Source organism: Vibrio sp. 10N.247.311.13, assembly GCF_041467595.1.
GTDB classification, from domain to species: domain Bacteria; phylum Pseudomonadota; class Gammaproteobacteria; order Enterobacterales; family Vibrionaceae; genus Vibrio; species Vibrio crassostreae_C.
In genome coordinates this window covers 108,815-126,144 of the sequence record NZ_JBFSUX010000001.1, presented here as the reverse complement: position 1 = coordinate 126,144, position 17,330 = coordinate 108,815, and the positions used below count along the sequence as shown (strand labels likewise).

The following is a 17,330-nucleotide window of genomic DNA, read 5'->3' as shown; positions in this document are numbered from 1 at the left end:
GAAAGTGATACGCTTTCTGTATAATCCGCACACAGAATTCAAGGGCAAGTATTATCTACTTGCCCTTTTTACGCTTTAGATCAGCAAAGGGCGACTATGTCTTTCCAACAAGAAGTGAGCAAACGTAGAACGTTTGCGATTATCTCTCACCCGGATGCGGGTAAAACCACGATTACTGAAAAAGTTCTTTTATTCGGAAACGCGATTCAAAAAGCGGGTACCGTAAAAGGCCGTGGCTCTAACCAGCACGCTAAATCTGACTGGATGGAGATGGAAAAAGAACGTGGTATCTCGGTAACTACGTCGGTAATGCAATTCCCATACAATGATTGCCTAGTAAACCTACTAGATACTCCAGGACACGAAGATTTCTCGGAAGATACGTACCGTACGCTAACAGCGGTTGATTCATGTTTGATGGTTATCGATGCTGCGAAAGGTGTCGAGGATCGTACTCGTAAACTAATGGAAGTAACACGTCTGCGTGATACGCCAATCGTAACGTTTATGAACAAACTTGACCGTGACGTTCGTGACCCAATGGAAGTGCTTGATGAAGTAGAGAGCGAGCTAGGTATGGCTTGTGCTCCAATCTCATGGCCAATTGGTTGCGGTAAAGAGTTTAAAGGTGTTTACCACATTCACCGTGATGAAACGATCTTGTATGAATCTGGCCACGGCCACGAGATCCAAGAAGTTCGTATCATCAAAGGTCTAGATAACCCTGAGCTAGATGAAGCAGTAGGTGCTGATCTTGCGGAAAGCGTACGTGAAGAGCTAGAGCTTGTTATCGGTGCTTGTCCTGAGTTTGACCATGAATTATTCCTAGCGGGTGAGCTAACGCCGGTTTACTTCGGTACTGCATTGGGTAACTTTGGTGTGGACCACATGCTTGATGGTCTAACGAAGTGGGCTCCTGCACCTCAAACGCGCCAAGCGAATGAGCGTGATGTAGAAGCGACAGAAGAGAAATTCTCTGGTTTCGTGTTTAAGATCCAAGCAAACATGGACCCTAAACACCGTGACCGTATCGCATTCATGCGTATCGTTTCGGGTACTTACAACCAAGGTATGAAGATGAACCATGTTCGTACAGGCAAGAGTGTAAGTATCTCTGATGCGGTAACCTTTATGGCGGGTGACCGTGCACGTGCTGAAAAAGCATACGCGGGTGACATTATTGGTCTGCATAACCATGGCACAATCCAGATTGGCGATACCTTTACTCAAGGTGAGAGCCTTAAGTTCGCTGGTATTCCTAACTTCGCACCTGAGCTATTCCGTCGTATTCGCCTACGCGATCCACTTAAGCAGAAGCAACTTCTAAAAGGATTAGTTCAGCTTTCAGAAGAGGGCGCAGTACAAGTATTCCGTCCTATGCAGAACAACGACCTGATCGTTGGTGCGGTTGGTGTCCTTCAGTTCGACGTGGTTGTAGCGCGCTTGAAAGCGGAATACAACGTAGAAGCTATCTACGAAGGTGTTAACGTTGCAACAGCTCGTTGGGTTGAATGTGATGACGCTAAGAAACTAGAAGAATTCAAACGTAAGAACCAATCTAACCTAGCGCTAGATGGCGGTGACAACCTGTCTTACATCGCACCAACTATGGTGAACTTGAACCTAGCTTCTGAACGCTTCCCTGAAGTTCAGTTCCGAGCGACGCGCGAGCACTAATTTCTTCGATCTCTATTCGAGTTAAACAAAAACGTCTATTGTTCTGCAATAGGCGTTTTTTAATGCGTGCCATTTTAGACAATAAGCTTGAGGTAAATATGTTCGGTTGGATAAAAGCTTGGGTTAGGAAATACGATAAGTGGTGTGAAGAGCTTGGGCTAACGCCTGAAAACAAGCGCAGTTGTGTTGCTTATCGTCGTGATCCTCAAGGGAAACAAATGGAGAGTAGGGAAAATGACACAGCAAATAAGTGACTTTCCGCTGTTTGATACTCATTGCCACGCGGATTTTGAGGCGTTTGAGCAAGGTTTTACACCTGATCAAACTATTGATGGCTATCTTAAAGAAGCGAAACAAGCGCAAGTCGAGAAGTTAATCATCCCTTCTATCGGCCAACGTAACTGGAGGAAGCTCGATGAAATCGCTCAATCTCACCCCAATATTTACTATGCATTAGGCTTCCATCCTTACTTTTTAGAACCGGCCAATGACGAACAATTTTCGGAACTTCGCCAATTACTCGCTTCAAAAAACAGCCAATGTGTCGCGATAGGTGAGTGCGGGCTCGACTTTTTTGTGGACGTTGAACGAGAGAAACAAGAGCGCTTTTTCATCCAACAAATGGAGCTTGCGAAGGAGTTTGACCTGCCTTTAATCATCCATGAGAGGAAGTCTTACAACCGACTTATCGAGCTAATAAAGCAGCATAAGTTCACCTTAGGTGGTGTGATTCACGGTTTTTCTGGGAGTGAACAGCAAGCTTTGGCGTGGATCAAGCTCGGTTTCTATATTGGCGTCGGTGGAACGATAACTTACCCAAGAGCGCAAAAAACACGCACAACCATCGCAAAATTGCCCCTTGAATGTCTGGTATTGGAAACGGATGCTCCGGACATGCCCATGTATGGAAACCAAGGAAATGTTAATCATTCCAAATATTTAGTTACGATCTTAAATGAACTTTTTTTGCTTAGAAAAGAGCCAAAGCAATCGATTGCAGCGCAAATTTGGCAAAATAGCCATCGCGCATTCGGTATATGTGAATAAAATCGAAGGTTTTTGTTTATCGTTTGCGTAAATTGCACTGAGCTTGTGATTTGGGTCACATTTGCGTGTGAATGGTACATGAATCTTCTACGAAAGTGTGAGGACGGCATTACTTTATTAGTGGTCGCATGAGTATAATTGCCTCCGCTTTATAGCCCCATTTTGTAACACGCCAATAAATAACTAATAAGGAAGTCATAAACTATGAGCCTGTTTATGAGCCTAGTCGGAATGGTTGCACTGATCGCAATCGCAGTACTACTATCTGACAACCGCAAAGCTATTAATCTAAGAACAGTGGGTGGCGCTTTCGCTATCCAATTCGCACTTGGTGCATTCGTACTTTACATCCCTTGGGGTCGTGATCTACTTGCAGGTTTCTCTGCTGGTGTAGCAAACGTGATCGACTACGGTAAAGACGGTACTGGTTTCCTATTCGGCAGCCTAGTTAACTTCTCAGTTGACGGTATCGGTTTCATCTTTGCTTTCCAAGTACTACCAACTCTGATTTTCTTCTCTGCACTTATCTCTGTACTTTACTACATTGGTGTTATGCAAATTGTAATCAAAGTTCTTGGTGGTGGTCTTCAGAAAGCTCTAGGTACTTCTCGCGCCGAGTCTATGTCTGCAGCAGCAAACATCTTCGTTGGTCAAACTGAAGCACCTCTAGTTGTTCGTCCATTTGTTCCTAAAATGACTAACTCTGAACTATTCGCAGTAATGTGTGGTGGTTTGGCTTCTGTAGCTGGTGGTGTACTAGCGGGTTACGCATCTATGGGTGTACCTCTAGAGTACCTTGTAGCAGCATCATTCATGGCAGCACCAGGTGGTCTACTATTCGCTAAAATCATCAAGCCTGAAACAGATACGCCAGACGACAACATCGCTGACGAAATGGACGGTGGCGATGACAAACCAGCTAACGTTATCGACGCAGCAGCAGGTGGCGCATCAGTTGGTCTACAACTAGCACTTAACGTTGGTGCAATGCTACTAGCATTCATCGGTCTAATTGCTCTAATCAACGGTATCCTAGGTGGCATCGGTGGTTGGTTCGGTATGGAAAACCTAACTCTAGAACTTCTTCTAGGTTGGATCTTCGCACCGCTAGCATTCATCATTGGTGTTCCATGGGAAGAAGCAACTATCGCTGGTTCTTTCATTGGTCAGAAGACAGTTGTTAACGAATTCGTTGCATACCTAAACTTCGTACCATACGTTGGTGAAAACGCTCAAGTTGTTGCAGCAACTGGTCAAGTGATGTCTGAGAAGACTCAAGCTATCATCGCATTCGCACTATGTGGTTTCGCAAACCTTTCTTCAATTGCGATTCTTCTAGGTGGTCTAGGTGGTATTGCACCAAGCCGTCGCCACGACATCGCACGTATGGGTGTTAAAGCGGTAATTGCTGGTACTCTATCTAACCTGATGGCAGCAACAATTGCTGGCTTCTTCCTGTCTTTCTAATTAGTTAGAAATCGATATATAGACGCCATAATAATATCGCCCCGTAGCAAGAAATTGCTGCGGGGCTTTTTTGTTTTTAGGCCTGCCGTTTTTAGTATATGCACGCGCTTATGCTTAGATTCGATGTAGGGTCTAGAATGTTTTTTTGAGATACAAACCGTTTGCGTTCTAAGGAGCACTACAATTTATTGATGGATACCTATAATGTATAAGCTAAAGGGATAGGATGTCTCTGTTGGCAAGAAAGTAACCTCGAAATCAACTCGAACGTTATTCTTCTGGGATTAAGCCAAAATTAGCGATACGCTATAGATGTTAGACACAACATGACTGATTTGTTGTGCCATAGACCAAACTGGTACTGTGCGGTGACAAGGATTGCAATTGGTAGCGAAAGTTATCAAGTCTTCAGGGAACCAAGTCCGTTCATTTGTGGCTACTGAGCATTACTAAAATATCCATCTATACTGGATGGAGGGCGAAGTAGTTAACTATTTGAATATATTGATCGGAGATAGAAATGAGCGATTTAAAAGCAGCAGCTCTACGTGCACTTAAACTTATGGACCTAACTACGCTAAATGACGACGATACTACTGAAAAAGTAGTGGCGCTTTGTCATGACGCGAAGACTGCAGTAGGCAACACCGCTGCAATCTGTATTTACCCTCGCTTTATCCCAGCAGCTAAGAAAGCGTTGCGTGAGCAAGGTACTCCAGAAGTACGCATTGCGACTGTAACTAACTTCCCTCATGGTAATGACGACATCGAAATTGCTGTTGCAGAAACAAAAGCAGCGGTAGCGTACGGCGCAGACGAAGTTGACGTAGTATTCCCATACCGTGCTCTTATTGCTGGCAACGAAGAAGTTGGCTTTGAGCTAGTTAAACAGTGTAAAGCAGCTTGTGGTGACATCACGCTTAAAGTGATCATCGAAACAGGTGAACTGAAAGAAGAAGCACTAATCAAGAAAGCTTCTCAAATCTGTATCGAAGCAGGTGCAGACTTCATCAAAACTTCAACAGGTAAAGTGCCAGTAAACGCGACTCCAGAGTACGCGCGCATGATGCTTGAAGTTATCCGTGACATGGGCGTTGCTAAAACAGTTGGTTTCAAACCAGCTGGTGGCGTACGTACTGCTGAAGATGCAGCACTATACCTAGCAATGGCTGATGAGCTACTAGGCGTTGAGTGGGCAGACAACATGCACTACCGTTTTGGTGCTTCAAGCCTACTAACTAACCTTCTTAATACATTAGAAGTGACAGACCAGACTGCTGATCCAGCAGCATACTAATTTACTCGTCATATTTGACACCGCAGCGTTGTTGACTGCGTAAGTTCCTCCTAATCACATAGAGCCTCTATGCTCATAGGAATGAACTCACTGGTCGCCTAACTGCAACGCCAAATATTTAGAGTATTGAACATAATAAGTCTGTTTGATGGAGTGGCGTCAAGCCACTCCATATTACCTCTTTTCCCTACAAACCATACTCACTAGAGTTTGGGAGGCACTAATGTATCTACCTCAAGAAATTATTCGCAGAAAACGTGACGGTGAAGTCCTAACAGCTGAAGAAATTAACTTCTTCATTCAAGGTGTGGCTAAGAACACGGTTTCTGAAGGCCAAATTGCCGCATTCGCAATGGCTATCTTTTTTAATGAAATGACGATGCCAGAACGTATCGCACTAACGTGTGCAATGCGTGATTCAGGCATGGTGATTGACTGGAGCCACATGAACTTTGATGGCCCAATCGTTGATAAACACTCTACTGGTGGTGTTGGCGACGTTACTTCTCTGATGCTTGGCCCAATGGTGGCAGCATGTGGCGGTTTCGTTCCAATGATCTCTGGTCGTGGTTTAGGCCACACTGGCGGTACGCTAGACAAGCTGGAATCTATTCCGGGTTACAACATTACACCAACCAACGATGTGTTCGGTGAAGTAACGAAAGATGCTGGCGTGGCTATCATCGGTCAAACAGGCGATCTAGCGCCTGCTGACAAGCGTGTTTACGCAACTCGTGATATCACAGCAACAGTCGATAACATCTCGCTGATCACGGCTTCAATCCTATCTAAGAAACTGGCTGCGGGCCTTGATTCTCTAGTGATGGATGTAAAAGTAGGTTCAGGCGCATTCATGCCGACTTACGAAGCATCTGAAGAGCTAGCGAAATCTATCGTTGCAGTAGCAAACGGTGCGGGTACTAAAACAACAGCAATCCTAACGGACATGAACCAAGTGCTGGCTTCTTCAGCGGGTAACGCAGTAGAAGTTCGTGAAGCGGTTCAGTTCCTAACGGGTGAATACCGTAACCCTCGCTTGTTAGAGATCACTCTAGCATCGTGTGCTGAAATGCTGGTGCTCGGTAACCTAGCTAAAGACTCAGACGAAGCGCGCGAAAAACTGATGGCAGTACTGGATAACGGTAAGGCAGCAGAGTGCTTCGGTAAAATGGTAGCGGGCCTTGGTGGTCCAGTTGATTTCGTAATGAACTACGATAACTACCTAGAAAAAGCAGACATTATTAAGCCAGTGTACGCGTTAGAAAGCGGTGTGGTATCAGCAATGGATACTCGTGCAATTGGTATGGCTGTGGTTGGTATGGGCGGCGGTCGTCGTGTAGCAACTGACAGCATTGATTACGCAGTCGGTTTTGATCACTTCATTCGCCTAGGTGAAGTAGCAAGTGAAGATAAGCCATTAGCAATGATTCATGCTCGTAACGAACAACAGTGGCAAGAAGCTGCAACAGCATTACAAAATGCAATCACTGTGGGCGGAGAATATACAGCAACGCCAGACGTTTACCGTCAGATTCGTTCTGAAGACGTGTAAATAACAGGTATCGGTATACCTCGCGTATACCGATAAACAGAGTTCTGGTGCAAAGAGCAATAAGTTGGTGAAGAAAATGAAAAGAGCATTTATTTTAGTTTTAGATTCATTCGGTATCGGTGAAACAGCGGATGCAGACAAATTTGGTGATGTAGGTTCTGACACTATGGGCCACATCGCAGATCATTGTGACCAAGGTCTTGCAGACAATGCAGATCGTAAAGGTTCACTGGCACTGCCAAACCTGTCTAAGCTAGGTCTAGCGATGGCTCACAAAGAGTCTACGGGTCGTTTTGCTCCTGGTATGGATGCAGACGCTGAGATCATTGGCGCTTACGGTCACGCTGCTGAGCTGTCTTCTGGTAAAGACACGCCATCAGGTCACTGGGAAATCGCAGGTGTTCCTGTACTGTTTGACTGGGGCTACTTCACCGACAAAGAGAACAGCTTCCCAAAAGAACTGACTGACCGCATCCTTGAGCGTGCAGGCCTGTCTGGTTTCTTGGGTAACTGCCACTCATCTGGTACGGAAATCCTAGATAACCTAGGTGAAGAGCACATGAAGACTGGTCTGCCAATCTTCTATACTTCTGCAGACTCTGTTTTCCAGATCGCTTGTCACGAAGAGACATTCGGCCTGCAAAACCTATTAGATCTTTGTCAGATTGCTCGTGAAGAGCTAGAAGATTACAACATTGGTCGTGTTATCGCTCGTCCGTTCATTGGCCCAGGTAAAGGTCAATTCGAACGTACTGGTAACCGTCGTGATCTTTCTGTTGAGCCACCTGCAGCCACCATTCTTCAGAAGTTGGTTGATGAGAAGGGCGGTAACGTTCACTCAATCGGCAAGATCTCTGATATCTACGCGGGTTGTGGCATCACTCAGAAAACCAAAGCAACAGGTATTCCTGCGCTATTTGAAGCAACCAAAGAAGCGATCAATGAAGCAGGCGACAACACTATCGTGTTCACTAACTTCGTTGATTTCGACTCAGCTTACGGCCACCGCCGTGATGTTGCTGGTTATGCAGCGGCACTTGAGTACTTCGATGGTCGCATCAATGAAATCATCGATATGATGAAAGAAGATGATGTGCTTATCCTAACGGCTGACCACGGCTGTGATCCGACATGGCCAGGTACTGACCATACTCGTGAACACATCCCTGTAATTGTTTACGGTCAAAAGGTTCCAGCAGGTTCTTTAGGCCGTCGCGATACTTTCGCTGATATCGGTCAAAGCTTAGCGTCATACTTTGGCACATCGCCAATGGGACACGGTACAAGCTTTCTATAATAGTTAACGAAGAGAGAGGGAAACCTCTCTCTTCTTTTTTTGTTTTGAGATTAAGGATATTTTCAATGGCTACTCCACATATTAATGCTGAAATGGGTGATTTCGCTGACGTAGTTTTAATGCCAGGCGACCCGCTACGTGCTAAATACATTGCTGAAACCTTCCTAGAAGAAGTGGTTCAAGTGTGCGACGTTCGCAACATGTTTGGTTACACCGGTACTTACAAAGGTCGTAAGGTTTCCGTAATGGGACATGGTATGGGTATCCCATCTTGTTCTATTTACGCGACTGAGCTGATCAAAGACTTTGGTGTGAAGAAGATCATTCGTGTCGGCAGTTGTGGTGCAGTGAGCGAAGATATCAAAGTGCGTGATGTGGTGATCGGCATGGGCGCATGTACTGACTCTAAAGTGAACCGTATTCGCTTTAAAGGTCATGACTTTGCAGCTATTGCGGATTACAAGATGGTGCGCGCGGCAGAAGATGCAGCCAAAGCTCGCGGTGTTGGCGTAAAAGTCGGTAACCTGTTCTCGGCTGAGTTGTTCTACACGCCAGATCCAGAGATGTTCGAAGTAATGGACAAATACGGCATTGTTGGCGTAGAGATGGAAGCTGCAGGCATCTATGGTGTATGTGCTGAATATGGCGCCAAAGCTCTAACGATTTGTACTGTTTCTGATCACATCAAGACCGGTGAGCAAACGACATCAGATGAACGTCAAACGACTTTCAACGACATGATGGTTATCGCACTAGACTCAGTGTTGCTTGGTGACCAAGAATAATCTTGATTTGTCTTAGCTTGATAAGTTAACAGATAACAAAAAGCCCCGTTGCTGCCTGAGCGTCGGGGCTTTTTATTGGATTGCTGTACTTATTCTGAGTCTAGTATTAATTGTCAGCCTAGTGTGTTTATGAGCTTACATTTTTCAATAGTAAGTTCTCACCAGACTTAGTTGGTCTTCTGCGAATCAGCATGATGAACAACACGCCACTCACAAACCCCATCAACACCATACCGATCATGTAGCGATCACTTTTGCGGTAGTGGTGATCAGAAATCGCCGTCATCTTACCGGTTTCAAAAGTCACTCGAATAAAGCCGATGATCGTTTTCTCTGGAGAATAAATAGGTTCAACTAACTGTTGTCTGCCGATACTTGCTGTTGAAAGTGGTGTATCTAAGCCAAGAACCTCACGTACCGAGAGGGCTTTTTCGCTCGAAGCCAGTCGAATACCCTCTGCATCATAGATGGTGGTATCGAACACCAGTCGGTCTTGAGATAGCTGGTTAGTCAGATCAAGCAATCGCTCTTGGTCTTGTTGCGTGATCATCTTGCTGGCTGAAAGTGATGCCTGAGAGATAAGCAGCTTGGTAAGAGTTTCCAACTGTTTTGCTTGGATCTTCTCGTTACCTTTACTGATCACGACCGTATTTTTAATCGTTACAACGAACATGGTAGCCAACAAAATGAGGGCTAGCATTCGTAAAGCGTTACGTATTGAGAACAATGATTCATTCATGTTTCACGAAGCCTGAAATAAACAAATGTTATGATTAAGACATATTGAGACTTGCGTTTTCAAATTGCAATAGGTTAACGTTTAGCATAGTTAATTAGGAATCATACACATGGACGCTCAGAAATATCTGCCGATAAAAAGGCATACGACATTATTAACTCGACTCCCCGAGACTCGTTTCGCTTCTCAACTCGCTAAATCCAAGGCCAATTGGATTGTGTTTGGTGAGTACCTATCTCCACAATCTTTCGATGACATCGACTTTTTCACTGGCACTTACAACACCATCCTCGATACGTGGAAGGTTGGGCATTATGAAGTGGCTTTGATGTCAGGCAATCTAACGCCAGCACACGAAGAAATCCTCCAAGCGCTAAAGCTTGATTATGCTTGCCTTAGCGAGGTCCCAGACTTATCTAAGCCAGGTTTGATCGTGATGGATATGGATTCCACAGCGATTCAAATTGAATGCATTGATGAGATTGCCAAGCTAGCTGGAGTGGGAGAGTTAGTCTCTGAAATCACAGAACGAGCGATGCAAGGCGAGCTCGACTTTGAACAGAGCCTGCGCCAACGAGTAGGAGCACTGAAAGGTGCGGATGAGTCGATATTAGAGCAAGTGCGTCAGTCATTGCCATTCATGCCAGACTTGGTCGGGCTGGTGAATACTCTAAATAAGCTTGGCTGGAAAACAGCGATTGCATCAGGAGGTTTTACTTACTTCTCTGACTACCTGAAAGATACCCTTGATCTAGACCATGCTCAATCAAACACGCTTGAGATCGTCAACGGTAAGTTGACGGGTGAAGTATTAGGCGATGTTGTTTCGGCGCAGACCAAAGCGGATATCTTGGTAGAGTTGGCTGAAGAGTACGAATTGGAACTACATAATACCGTTGCCGTTGGTGATGGTGCCAATGACTTGGTGATGATGGGCTCTGCAGGTTTAGGCATTGCCTACCACGCAAAACCAAAAGTAGAGCAGCAAGCTCAAACTGCTGTTCGTTACGCAGGTTTAGGCGGTGTGCTGTGTATCTTGTCGGGTGTATTGGCTAAGCAACAGAAGATCAGCTGGCAAGCGAAACCTTAGGGGCTCTACCTAAGTGCTATTGGCTATGTATCTTATTTAGCAATAGTGGCTCAGACACAAAAAAAGCAGGCTATCAGCCTGCTTTTTCAATTTTCATGCTTAAGTTAATACGCCACTCGAGGCTAGCGTGTTAGCTCCAATCGAATCAGCACTTCATCGGTAATGTCCTCTATCTCGCCATAACCGATAAACGCCGTCACCTCATTCTCTAGCTTCTTAGCTTGATGCATACTGATGCGTGAAAGCTCTTCTAAATCCGACTGGAATAAACTCGTTAGCGGATTAAAGATAGGTGCCGTGGTGACTCGCAATACATACACATCACCTAAGTGCTGCGCTTTCTTGATGAATAAGATGCGTTCCTTTGCTGAGGCGAAGTCTTTGACCAACTTGGTGTGTACCGACTGGATTTTGTCGCCAAACTTCACTGCAGCAATGTACACGTCATGATGCTTAGGCTCCGCACCTTCAATTCTTTTTAGTGGCTCAGCCAACAGTGAGTTGGTGTGACCCTTGAAGATTGGCTCGAGTGAGAACTTTTGGTTGTGACCAAGTTTAGCAAGTAACGTTAGATGCTTATTCAGTGGGAAATTCACACCAATGATCTTACAGCGCAGCGTTGAACTTGGCTTATCAATGAATATTGGGTTACTGACCATCTTGCTCAACAAAATGTTGTGCAGTGATTCGAGTAGCGAATGTGTTGGCAGTATCTCTTGCTTCTTAATCAGCTTACTTTGGTTTTGATCGATAAGCCCATTAAGGAAAGCGATGGTACGCATTGTCTTGGCGTTCTCGGCAATAACCAACTGCACGTTGCGACCATTCGGACTCACTCGAATTACGTGGTAAGGCACTGTGCTCAGTGGCAGGTTCTTGTCATAGAGCTGCAGTTCATTGAAGTTCACTAATACCGGATCATTAATCTTGAGTACCATTGGGTGTTCAAGGCTAATGCTCAGTCCACGCTTCGAAATATCTAAGGTGTGTCCGTTCGCCGCTGTGCCATCTTGTGATGTAAGTTGCAACGGTGACTTAAATTGGTATCTCGGCTCTTTACGACGAGTCTGAGAGTCAAAGTAGATGCTTTGAATATTGCCGACGACAGTACGCGGGTGACGGAAGCGGTTCAATTCACTGCTTGGAATGCGTGGCTTTTCACTCAGAAGATAGTCCGCCGCACTTTCGTGATCGCCAATCTCTTGCAAGATTCCGCAATGCGTCAGTTGAGCTGAGCTTTGAGCCAGCGTATCCGAGTGTTTAGCTAATGCTTGTCGCTCAGTGTCTGAAAGTTCGAAAACCGAGAACTTGAACGCCTTCCAACTTTTACGTTTGCCACCGATGTGCCAGAACAGCTGTCTTTGTTCACGAGAGGCTTCAGGCAGCATCATTGAATAGAACAAGGTCTTGTTTTGGTGTTCATGGGTAAAAGAGTAGATAACGTTACTGGTTCCCTTCACTCCTGGTTTCGCCAACAGGTTCATACGTTGCTCGTTGAACAGGGTACCCAGCGCTTGTTGATTTCGTTCGTCGTGCCAATATTGCCATAATGGATGGTTGTTATCCGTCAGTAGGGCAAGCTTTAGTTCGCTGCCGCTGAAAAACAGGGGTAGGTTACAAGTATGCTTTAGATAGGTATGTTCGATTCCTCGAGTACGAGTTCGAATAATCCTATCTTGATTCTCATGGCTGGTTTTCTTACTGGTGCTATTTAAAGACTCATCGAGTAAGCGAGCCACAATATTGTTGTCGCTTACCTTGATGGTTCTTAGAAATTTGACCGCGTTGTTCTCATAAGATTCGTCGATACCCAAAACACGAAATTCAACCGCTTGGTTAACATCGTTTTCTTGGGACTTTTCGATAAGCTCTGAGAACTTAACGCTGATGATCTCGCCGAGGTTGTATCGAAAGGCGCTCGGTACTTTGAACTTTGCACCCGACGGGGAGATATCAACCGTTACACCATGTAGGCTTTGCCCTTTCGATGTGGTGATCTCGACCTGCGAGCTAATCTTGAGTCTGTTCTCTTGGCGTTTTAAGTCGTAACCTAGGTTAATAGCTTCCGCTTCGTACGGGCTATTAGCGCTAGTAATGTCGTGGTTACCTTGAGAAGATGTTTTAACAACGCTCAGAGGCTGAGTTCGCGGAGTCATTACTAACTCCCATGCGCCTTCTGTGTAACCTTTAAACTTTTTCGTACCACGTTGATATGCGTTTAAAGCGATATCATCGAGCCAGTGCTTACGGCCATCGAGAGTGAACTGACGACACTCATTATCAATACGCCCGCGTAAATCAATGCTCTTTGTACACGGAGCCATGATACGATTCAGTTCCATTTTAACGAGCAGCTTCAGAGACGGCGATTCCCCTTCTGTCATTTGAGAAAGAAGGAATTCGAAATCTTCGGCGTGGTAAGCCGGGATTAAACGTTCTGCTACAGATAGAATTTCAGATTGCTGCATACTTTTCTTGTTAGAATGGACGGTGCGTTTATGTTATCGACTAGTTTAAATCGATCTTTAAGTATAAGTGGTATGACTGCAACTTTTATTTTCATCCGTACGGTCAAATAAGTCACAAATTGACAACATCATTGTGTAATTGAGTAAATTATTGAGGTTTTATGGCGAAGGCAAAGCGAGCTTATGTGTGTAATGACTGTGGTGCCGATTTTCCACGTTGGCAGGGGCAGTGCAATGCATGTGGTGCTTGGAACACGATTACAGAAATTAGGTTAGCCGCTTCACCTCAGGTCGCACGTAATGAACGATTGAGTGGTTATGCGGGCGGTGCAACTGAATCTTCGGTTCAAACGCTGTCAGAAATCGATCTGCAAGAAGTCCCACGTTTTAGCAGTGGCTTTAAAGAGCTAGACCGCGTACTTGGTGGTGGTGTCGTACCGGGTGCTGCGATCCTGATTGGTGGTAACCCGGGTGCCGGTAAATCAACGCTGCTATTACAAACCATGTGTCAGCTTTCTTCTCAATTACCGACTCTCTATGTAACCGGGGAAGAATCTCTGCAACAAGTCGCGATGCGTGCGTCTCGACTTGGATTGCCAAAAGAGCACCTAAAGATGCTCTCAGAAACGAACGTGGATAAGATTTGTCAGGTTGCAGAAAAAGAACAACCTAAGATCATGGTTATCGACTCGATCCAAGTTATGCACGTTGCGGATGTTCAATCTTCTCCGGGCAGTGTTGCACAGGTTCGTGAATCGGCAACCGCATTAACGCGCTACGCAAAACAGAATAACGTTGCTGTGTTCTTAGTTGGACACGTAACTAAAGACGGCACCTTAGCAGGGCCAAAAGTACTTGAGCACATTATTGACTGTTCTGTTTTATTAGATGGCGGAACCGATAGCCGTTTTAGAACGCTACGCAGCCACAAAAACCGTTTTGGTGCAGTGAATGAACTGGGTGTGTTTGCGATGACAGGCCAAGGGCTAAAAGAAGTCAGCAACCCATCCGCTATCTTCTTGTCTCGTGGTGAAGAAGAAACCTCGGGCAGTTCTGTCATGGTGGTGTGGGAAGGGACGCGTCCACTTCTTGTCGAAATCCAAGCGCTGGTGGATTATTCACAGCTGGCTAACCCACGTCGCGTCGCTGTAGGCCTAGAGCAAAACAGGCTTTCTTTGTTATTAGCGGTGCTGCATAAACACGGCGGCTTACAAATGGCTGACCAAGATGTGTTTGTGAATGTCGTCGGTGGTGTTAAAGTAACCGAAACCAGTGCTGATCTTGCGTTGGTGATGGCTCTACTTTCTAGTTTCAGAGACCGCGCATTACCAAAAGATGTGGTGGTATTTGGAGAAGTAGGCCTAGCGGGTGAGATTCGACCTGTACCGAGCGGACAAGAGCGTTTAAATGAAGCATTTAAACACGGCTTTAAGAAAGCGATTGTACCGGCGGCTAACATGCCTAAAGGTGGCATTCCAGGAATGCAGATCCACGGTGTGAAAAAATTATCGGAAGCAATTAATGCTTTTGATGAGTTGTAATTGAACTCACTTCAGCTACTCTATACAGCAGCAATTCAGCCTAACCTTAACGCCGATTAGGCTTTAGGTTAGCACTATAATTAACAATCATTTAGATTGTTACTACTGAGTGCCTTTTTCTATATGTTAGAAAAAGGCAAAGTTTTTTAGTCCCAAATGCATGCAAAGCTATCAGTCTTCACAGATTGTGATATACTCTGCGCGCATTTTATATCCTATTAACAGAGTAAGACAATGGCAGATTTATCGAAATACAGAAACATTGGTATTTTCGCGCACGTTGATGCGGGTAAAACAACTACCACTGAGCGTATCCTTAAGCTAACTGGTCAAATCCACAAGACTGGTGAAGTACATGATGGCGAATCAACGACTGACTTCATGGAACAGGAAGCTGAGCGCGGTATTACTATCCAATCAGCAGCTGTAAGCTGTTTTTGGAACGATCACCGTCTAAACGTTATCGATACTCCTGGACACGTTGACTTCACAGTTGAAGTATACCGTTCTCTTAAAGTTCTTGATGGCGGTATCGGTGTATTCTGTGGTTCTGGTGGTGTTGAACCTCAATCAGAAACTAACTGGCGCTACGCTAACGAATCAGAAGTATCTCGTCTGATCTTCGTTAACAAACTAGACCGTATGGGTGCAGACTTCTACAACGTTGTTGACCAAGTTAAAAACGTTCTAGGTGCAACTCCTCTAGTAATGGTTCTACCAATCGGCCGTGAAGACGAGTTCGTTGGTGTTGTAGACCTACTAAGCCGTAAAGCATACGTTTGGGATGACACTGGTCTTCCTGAAAACTACGAAATCAAAGATGTTCCAGCGGACATGGTTGATGACGTTGAGCAATACCGTGAAGAGCTAATCGAAACTGCTGTAGAGCAAGACGATGACCTAATGGAAGCTTACATGGAAGGTGAAGAGCCTTCTATTGAAGACGTTAAGCGTTGTATCCGTAAAGGTACTCGTGATATCGCATTCTTCCCAACGTTCTGTGGTTCTGCGTTCAAGAACAAAGGTATGCAACTTATCCTTGATGCTGTAGTAGATTACCTACCAGCACCAACTGAAGTTGACCCTCAGCCTCTAATGGATGAGAACGGTGAAGAAACTGGCGAACACGCTATCGTTTCTACAGATGAGACTTTCAAAGCGCTTGCATTCAAAATCATGGATGACCGCTTCGGTGCTCTAACTTTCGTTCGTATTTACTCTGGTAAACTGAACAAAGGTGACACGATTCTTAACTCATTCACTGGCAAGACTGAACGTGTTGGCCGTATGGTTGAGATGCAAGCTGATGACCGTAACGAACTAACTAGCGCACAAGCTGGTGACATCATTGCGATCGTTGGTATGAAGAACGTGCAAACTGGTCACACTCTATGTGATCCTAAGCACCAAGTAACGCTTGAGCCAATGGTATTCCCAACTCCAGTAATCTCAATCGCTGTATCTCCAAAAGATAAAGGCGGTTCTGAGAAAATGGGTATCGCTATCGGTAAAATGGTTGCAGAAGATCCATCTTTCCAAGTTGAGACTGACGAAGAGACTGGCGAAACTATCCTGAAAGGTATGGGTGAACTTCACCTAGACATCAAGGTAGATATCCTTAAGCGTACATACGGCGTTGACCTAACTGTAGGTGCTCCTCAAGTTGCTTACCGTGAAACTATCACTCAAGCAATTGAAGATAGCTACACGCACAAGAAGCAATCTGGTGGTTCTGGTCAATTCGGTAAGATCGATTACCGTATCAAACCAGGCGAAGCAGGTTCTGGCTTCAAGTTCAACTCTGTAGTTGTGGGCGGTAACGTTCCTAAAGAATTCTGGCCTGCAGTTGAGAAAGGCTTCGCATCTATGATGGAAAACGGCGTACTAGCTGGCTTCCCAACTCTAGACGTTGAAGTTGAACTTTTCGATGGTGGTTTCCACGCAGTCGATTCATCTGCTATCGCATTTGAAATCGCAGCGAAAGGCGCATTCCGTCAATCTATGCCTAAAGCTGGCGCGCAACTTCTTGAGCCAATCATGAACGTTGACGTGTTCACTCCAGACGATCACGTTGGTGATGTTATCGGTGACCTTAACCGTCGTCGTGGCATGATCAAAGATCAACAAGCTGGCGTAACTGGTGTTCGTATTAAAGCTGACGTACCTCTTTCTGAGATGTTCGGCTACATCGGTCACCTACGTACTATCACTTCTGGTCGTGGCCAATTCTCTATGGAATTCGCACAATACGCACCATGTCCAACTAACGTTGCTGACGAAGTGATTGCAAAAGTTAAAGCAGAAAAAGAAGCTGGTAAGTAATTAGCCCTTTTCTCAATTAGCTAAAAAAGCCCCGCAAGTGAAAGCTTG

At 45.2% G+C, this 17,330-nt stretch carries 13 protein-coding genes; 11 read left to right on the top strand and 2 right to left on the bottom strand.

The genetic code is table 11. The annotated features are described in order from the left end of the window. The first annotated feature begins 96 nt into the window (after window positions 1-96). From prfC to deoD, 8 genes are all read left to right on the top strand, one after another. A complete protein-coding gene (prfC, locus tag AB6E52_RS00545; RefSeq protein WP_017059244.1) occupies window positions 97-1,677 on the top strand; it encodes a peptide chain release factor 3 in 1,581 nt (526 codons plus the stop codon). A 98-nt stretch (window positions 1,678-1,775) separates the two neighbouring features. After that, window positions 1,776-1,931, top strand: coding sequence for a DUF5363 family protein (locus AB6E52_RS00540; protein WP_157936683.1), 156 nt, complete (start codon window positions 1,776-1,778; stop codon window positions 1,929-1,931). Continuing rightward, entirely contained in the window at window positions 1,912-2,724 is an 813-nt protein-coding gene (locus tag AB6E52_RS00535) for a TatD family hydrolase (protein ID WP_102319908.1), read from the top strand. The genes AB6E52_RS00540 and AB6E52_RS00535 overlap by 20 nt, the downstream gene beginning before the upstream one ends. Window positions 2,725-2,928: 204 nt before the next feature. Continuing rightward, window positions 2,929-4,191 (top strand): NupC/NupG family nucleoside CNT transporter, encoded by a 1,263-nt coding sequence (locus AB6E52_RS00530; protein WP_017058833.1) that lies wholly within the window; start codon window positions 2,929-2,931, stop codon window positions 4,189-4,191. A gap of 520 nt (window positions 4,192-4,711) precedes the next feature. Next, window positions 4,712-5,488: a deoxyribose-phosphate aldolase gene (deoC, locus tag AB6E52_RS00525; RefSeq protein WP_102319909.1), complete on the top strand. Its 777-nt coding sequence runs from the start codon at window positions 4,712-4,714 to the stop codon at window positions 5,486-5,488. Between the two features lie 223 nt (window positions 5,489-5,711). After that, window positions 5,712-7,040: a thymidine phosphorylase gene (gene deoA / locus AB6E52_RS00520; protein WP_017063283.1), complete on the top strand. Its 1,329-nt coding sequence runs from the start codon at window positions 5,712-5,714 to the stop codon at window positions 7,038-7,040. A gap of 76 nt (window positions 7,041-7,116) precedes the next feature. Further along, window positions 7,117-8,337: a phosphopentomutase gene (locus AB6E52_RS00515; protein WP_017063284.1), complete on the top strand. Its 1,221-nt coding sequence runs from the start codon at window positions 7,117-7,119 to the stop codon at window positions 8,335-8,337. A 65-nt stretch (window positions 8,338-8,402) separates the two neighbouring features. Next, entirely contained in the window at window positions 8,403-9,122 is a 720-nt protein-coding gene (gene deoD, locus AB6E52_RS00510; RefSeq protein ID WP_017066980.1) for a purine-nucleoside phosphorylase, read from the top strand. A 127-nt stretch (window positions 9,123-9,249) separates the two neighbouring features. Here the strand turns inward: deoD and AB6E52_RS00505 are convergent, their stop codons facing one another. After that, window positions 9,250-9,861, bottom strand: a complete 612-nt coding sequence (locus AB6E52_RS00505) for a YtjB family periplasmic protein (RefSeq protein ID WP_076655999.1) — start codon at window positions 9,859-9,861, stop codon at window positions 9,250-9,252. Between the two features lie 109 nt (window positions 9,862-9,970). On the opposite strand from AB6E52_RS00505, the gene serB reads away from it, so the two are divergent. Then, complete coding sequence (serB, locus tag AB6E52_RS00500) at window positions 9,971-10,951, top strand: phosphoserine phosphatase (RefSeq protein WP_017058828.1); 981 nt, start codon at window positions 9,971-9,973, stop codon at window positions 10,949-10,951. Window positions 10,952-11,073: 122 nt separating this feature from the next. Here the strand turns inward: serB and AB6E52_RS00495 are convergent, their stop codons facing one another. Next, a complete protein-coding gene (locus AB6E52_RS00495; protein ID WP_017058827.1) occupies window positions 11,074-13,419 on the bottom strand; it encodes a PilZ domain-containing protein in 2,346 nt (781 codons plus the stop codon). A gap of 161 nt (window positions 13,420-13,580) precedes the next feature. On the opposite strand from AB6E52_RS00495, the gene radA reads away from it, so the two are divergent. Both radA and fusA read left to right on the top strand, forming a co-directional pair. Continuing rightward, the gene (gene radA / locus AB6E52_RS00490) at window positions 13,581-14,960 is read left to right on the top strand and encodes a DNA repair protein RadA (protein ID WP_102319910.1); all 1,380 of its coding nucleotides are present in this window, start codon (window positions 13,581-13,583) and stop codon (window positions 14,958-14,960) included. A gap of 234 nt (window positions 14,961-15,194) precedes the next feature. Continuing rightward, window positions 15,195-17,282, top strand: coding sequence for an elongation factor G (gene fusA / locus AB6E52_RS00485; protein ID WP_017058825.1), 2,088 nt, complete (start codon window positions 15,195-15,197; stop codon window positions 17,280-17,282). The last annotated feature ends 48 nt before the right edge of the window (window positions 17,283-17,330 follow it).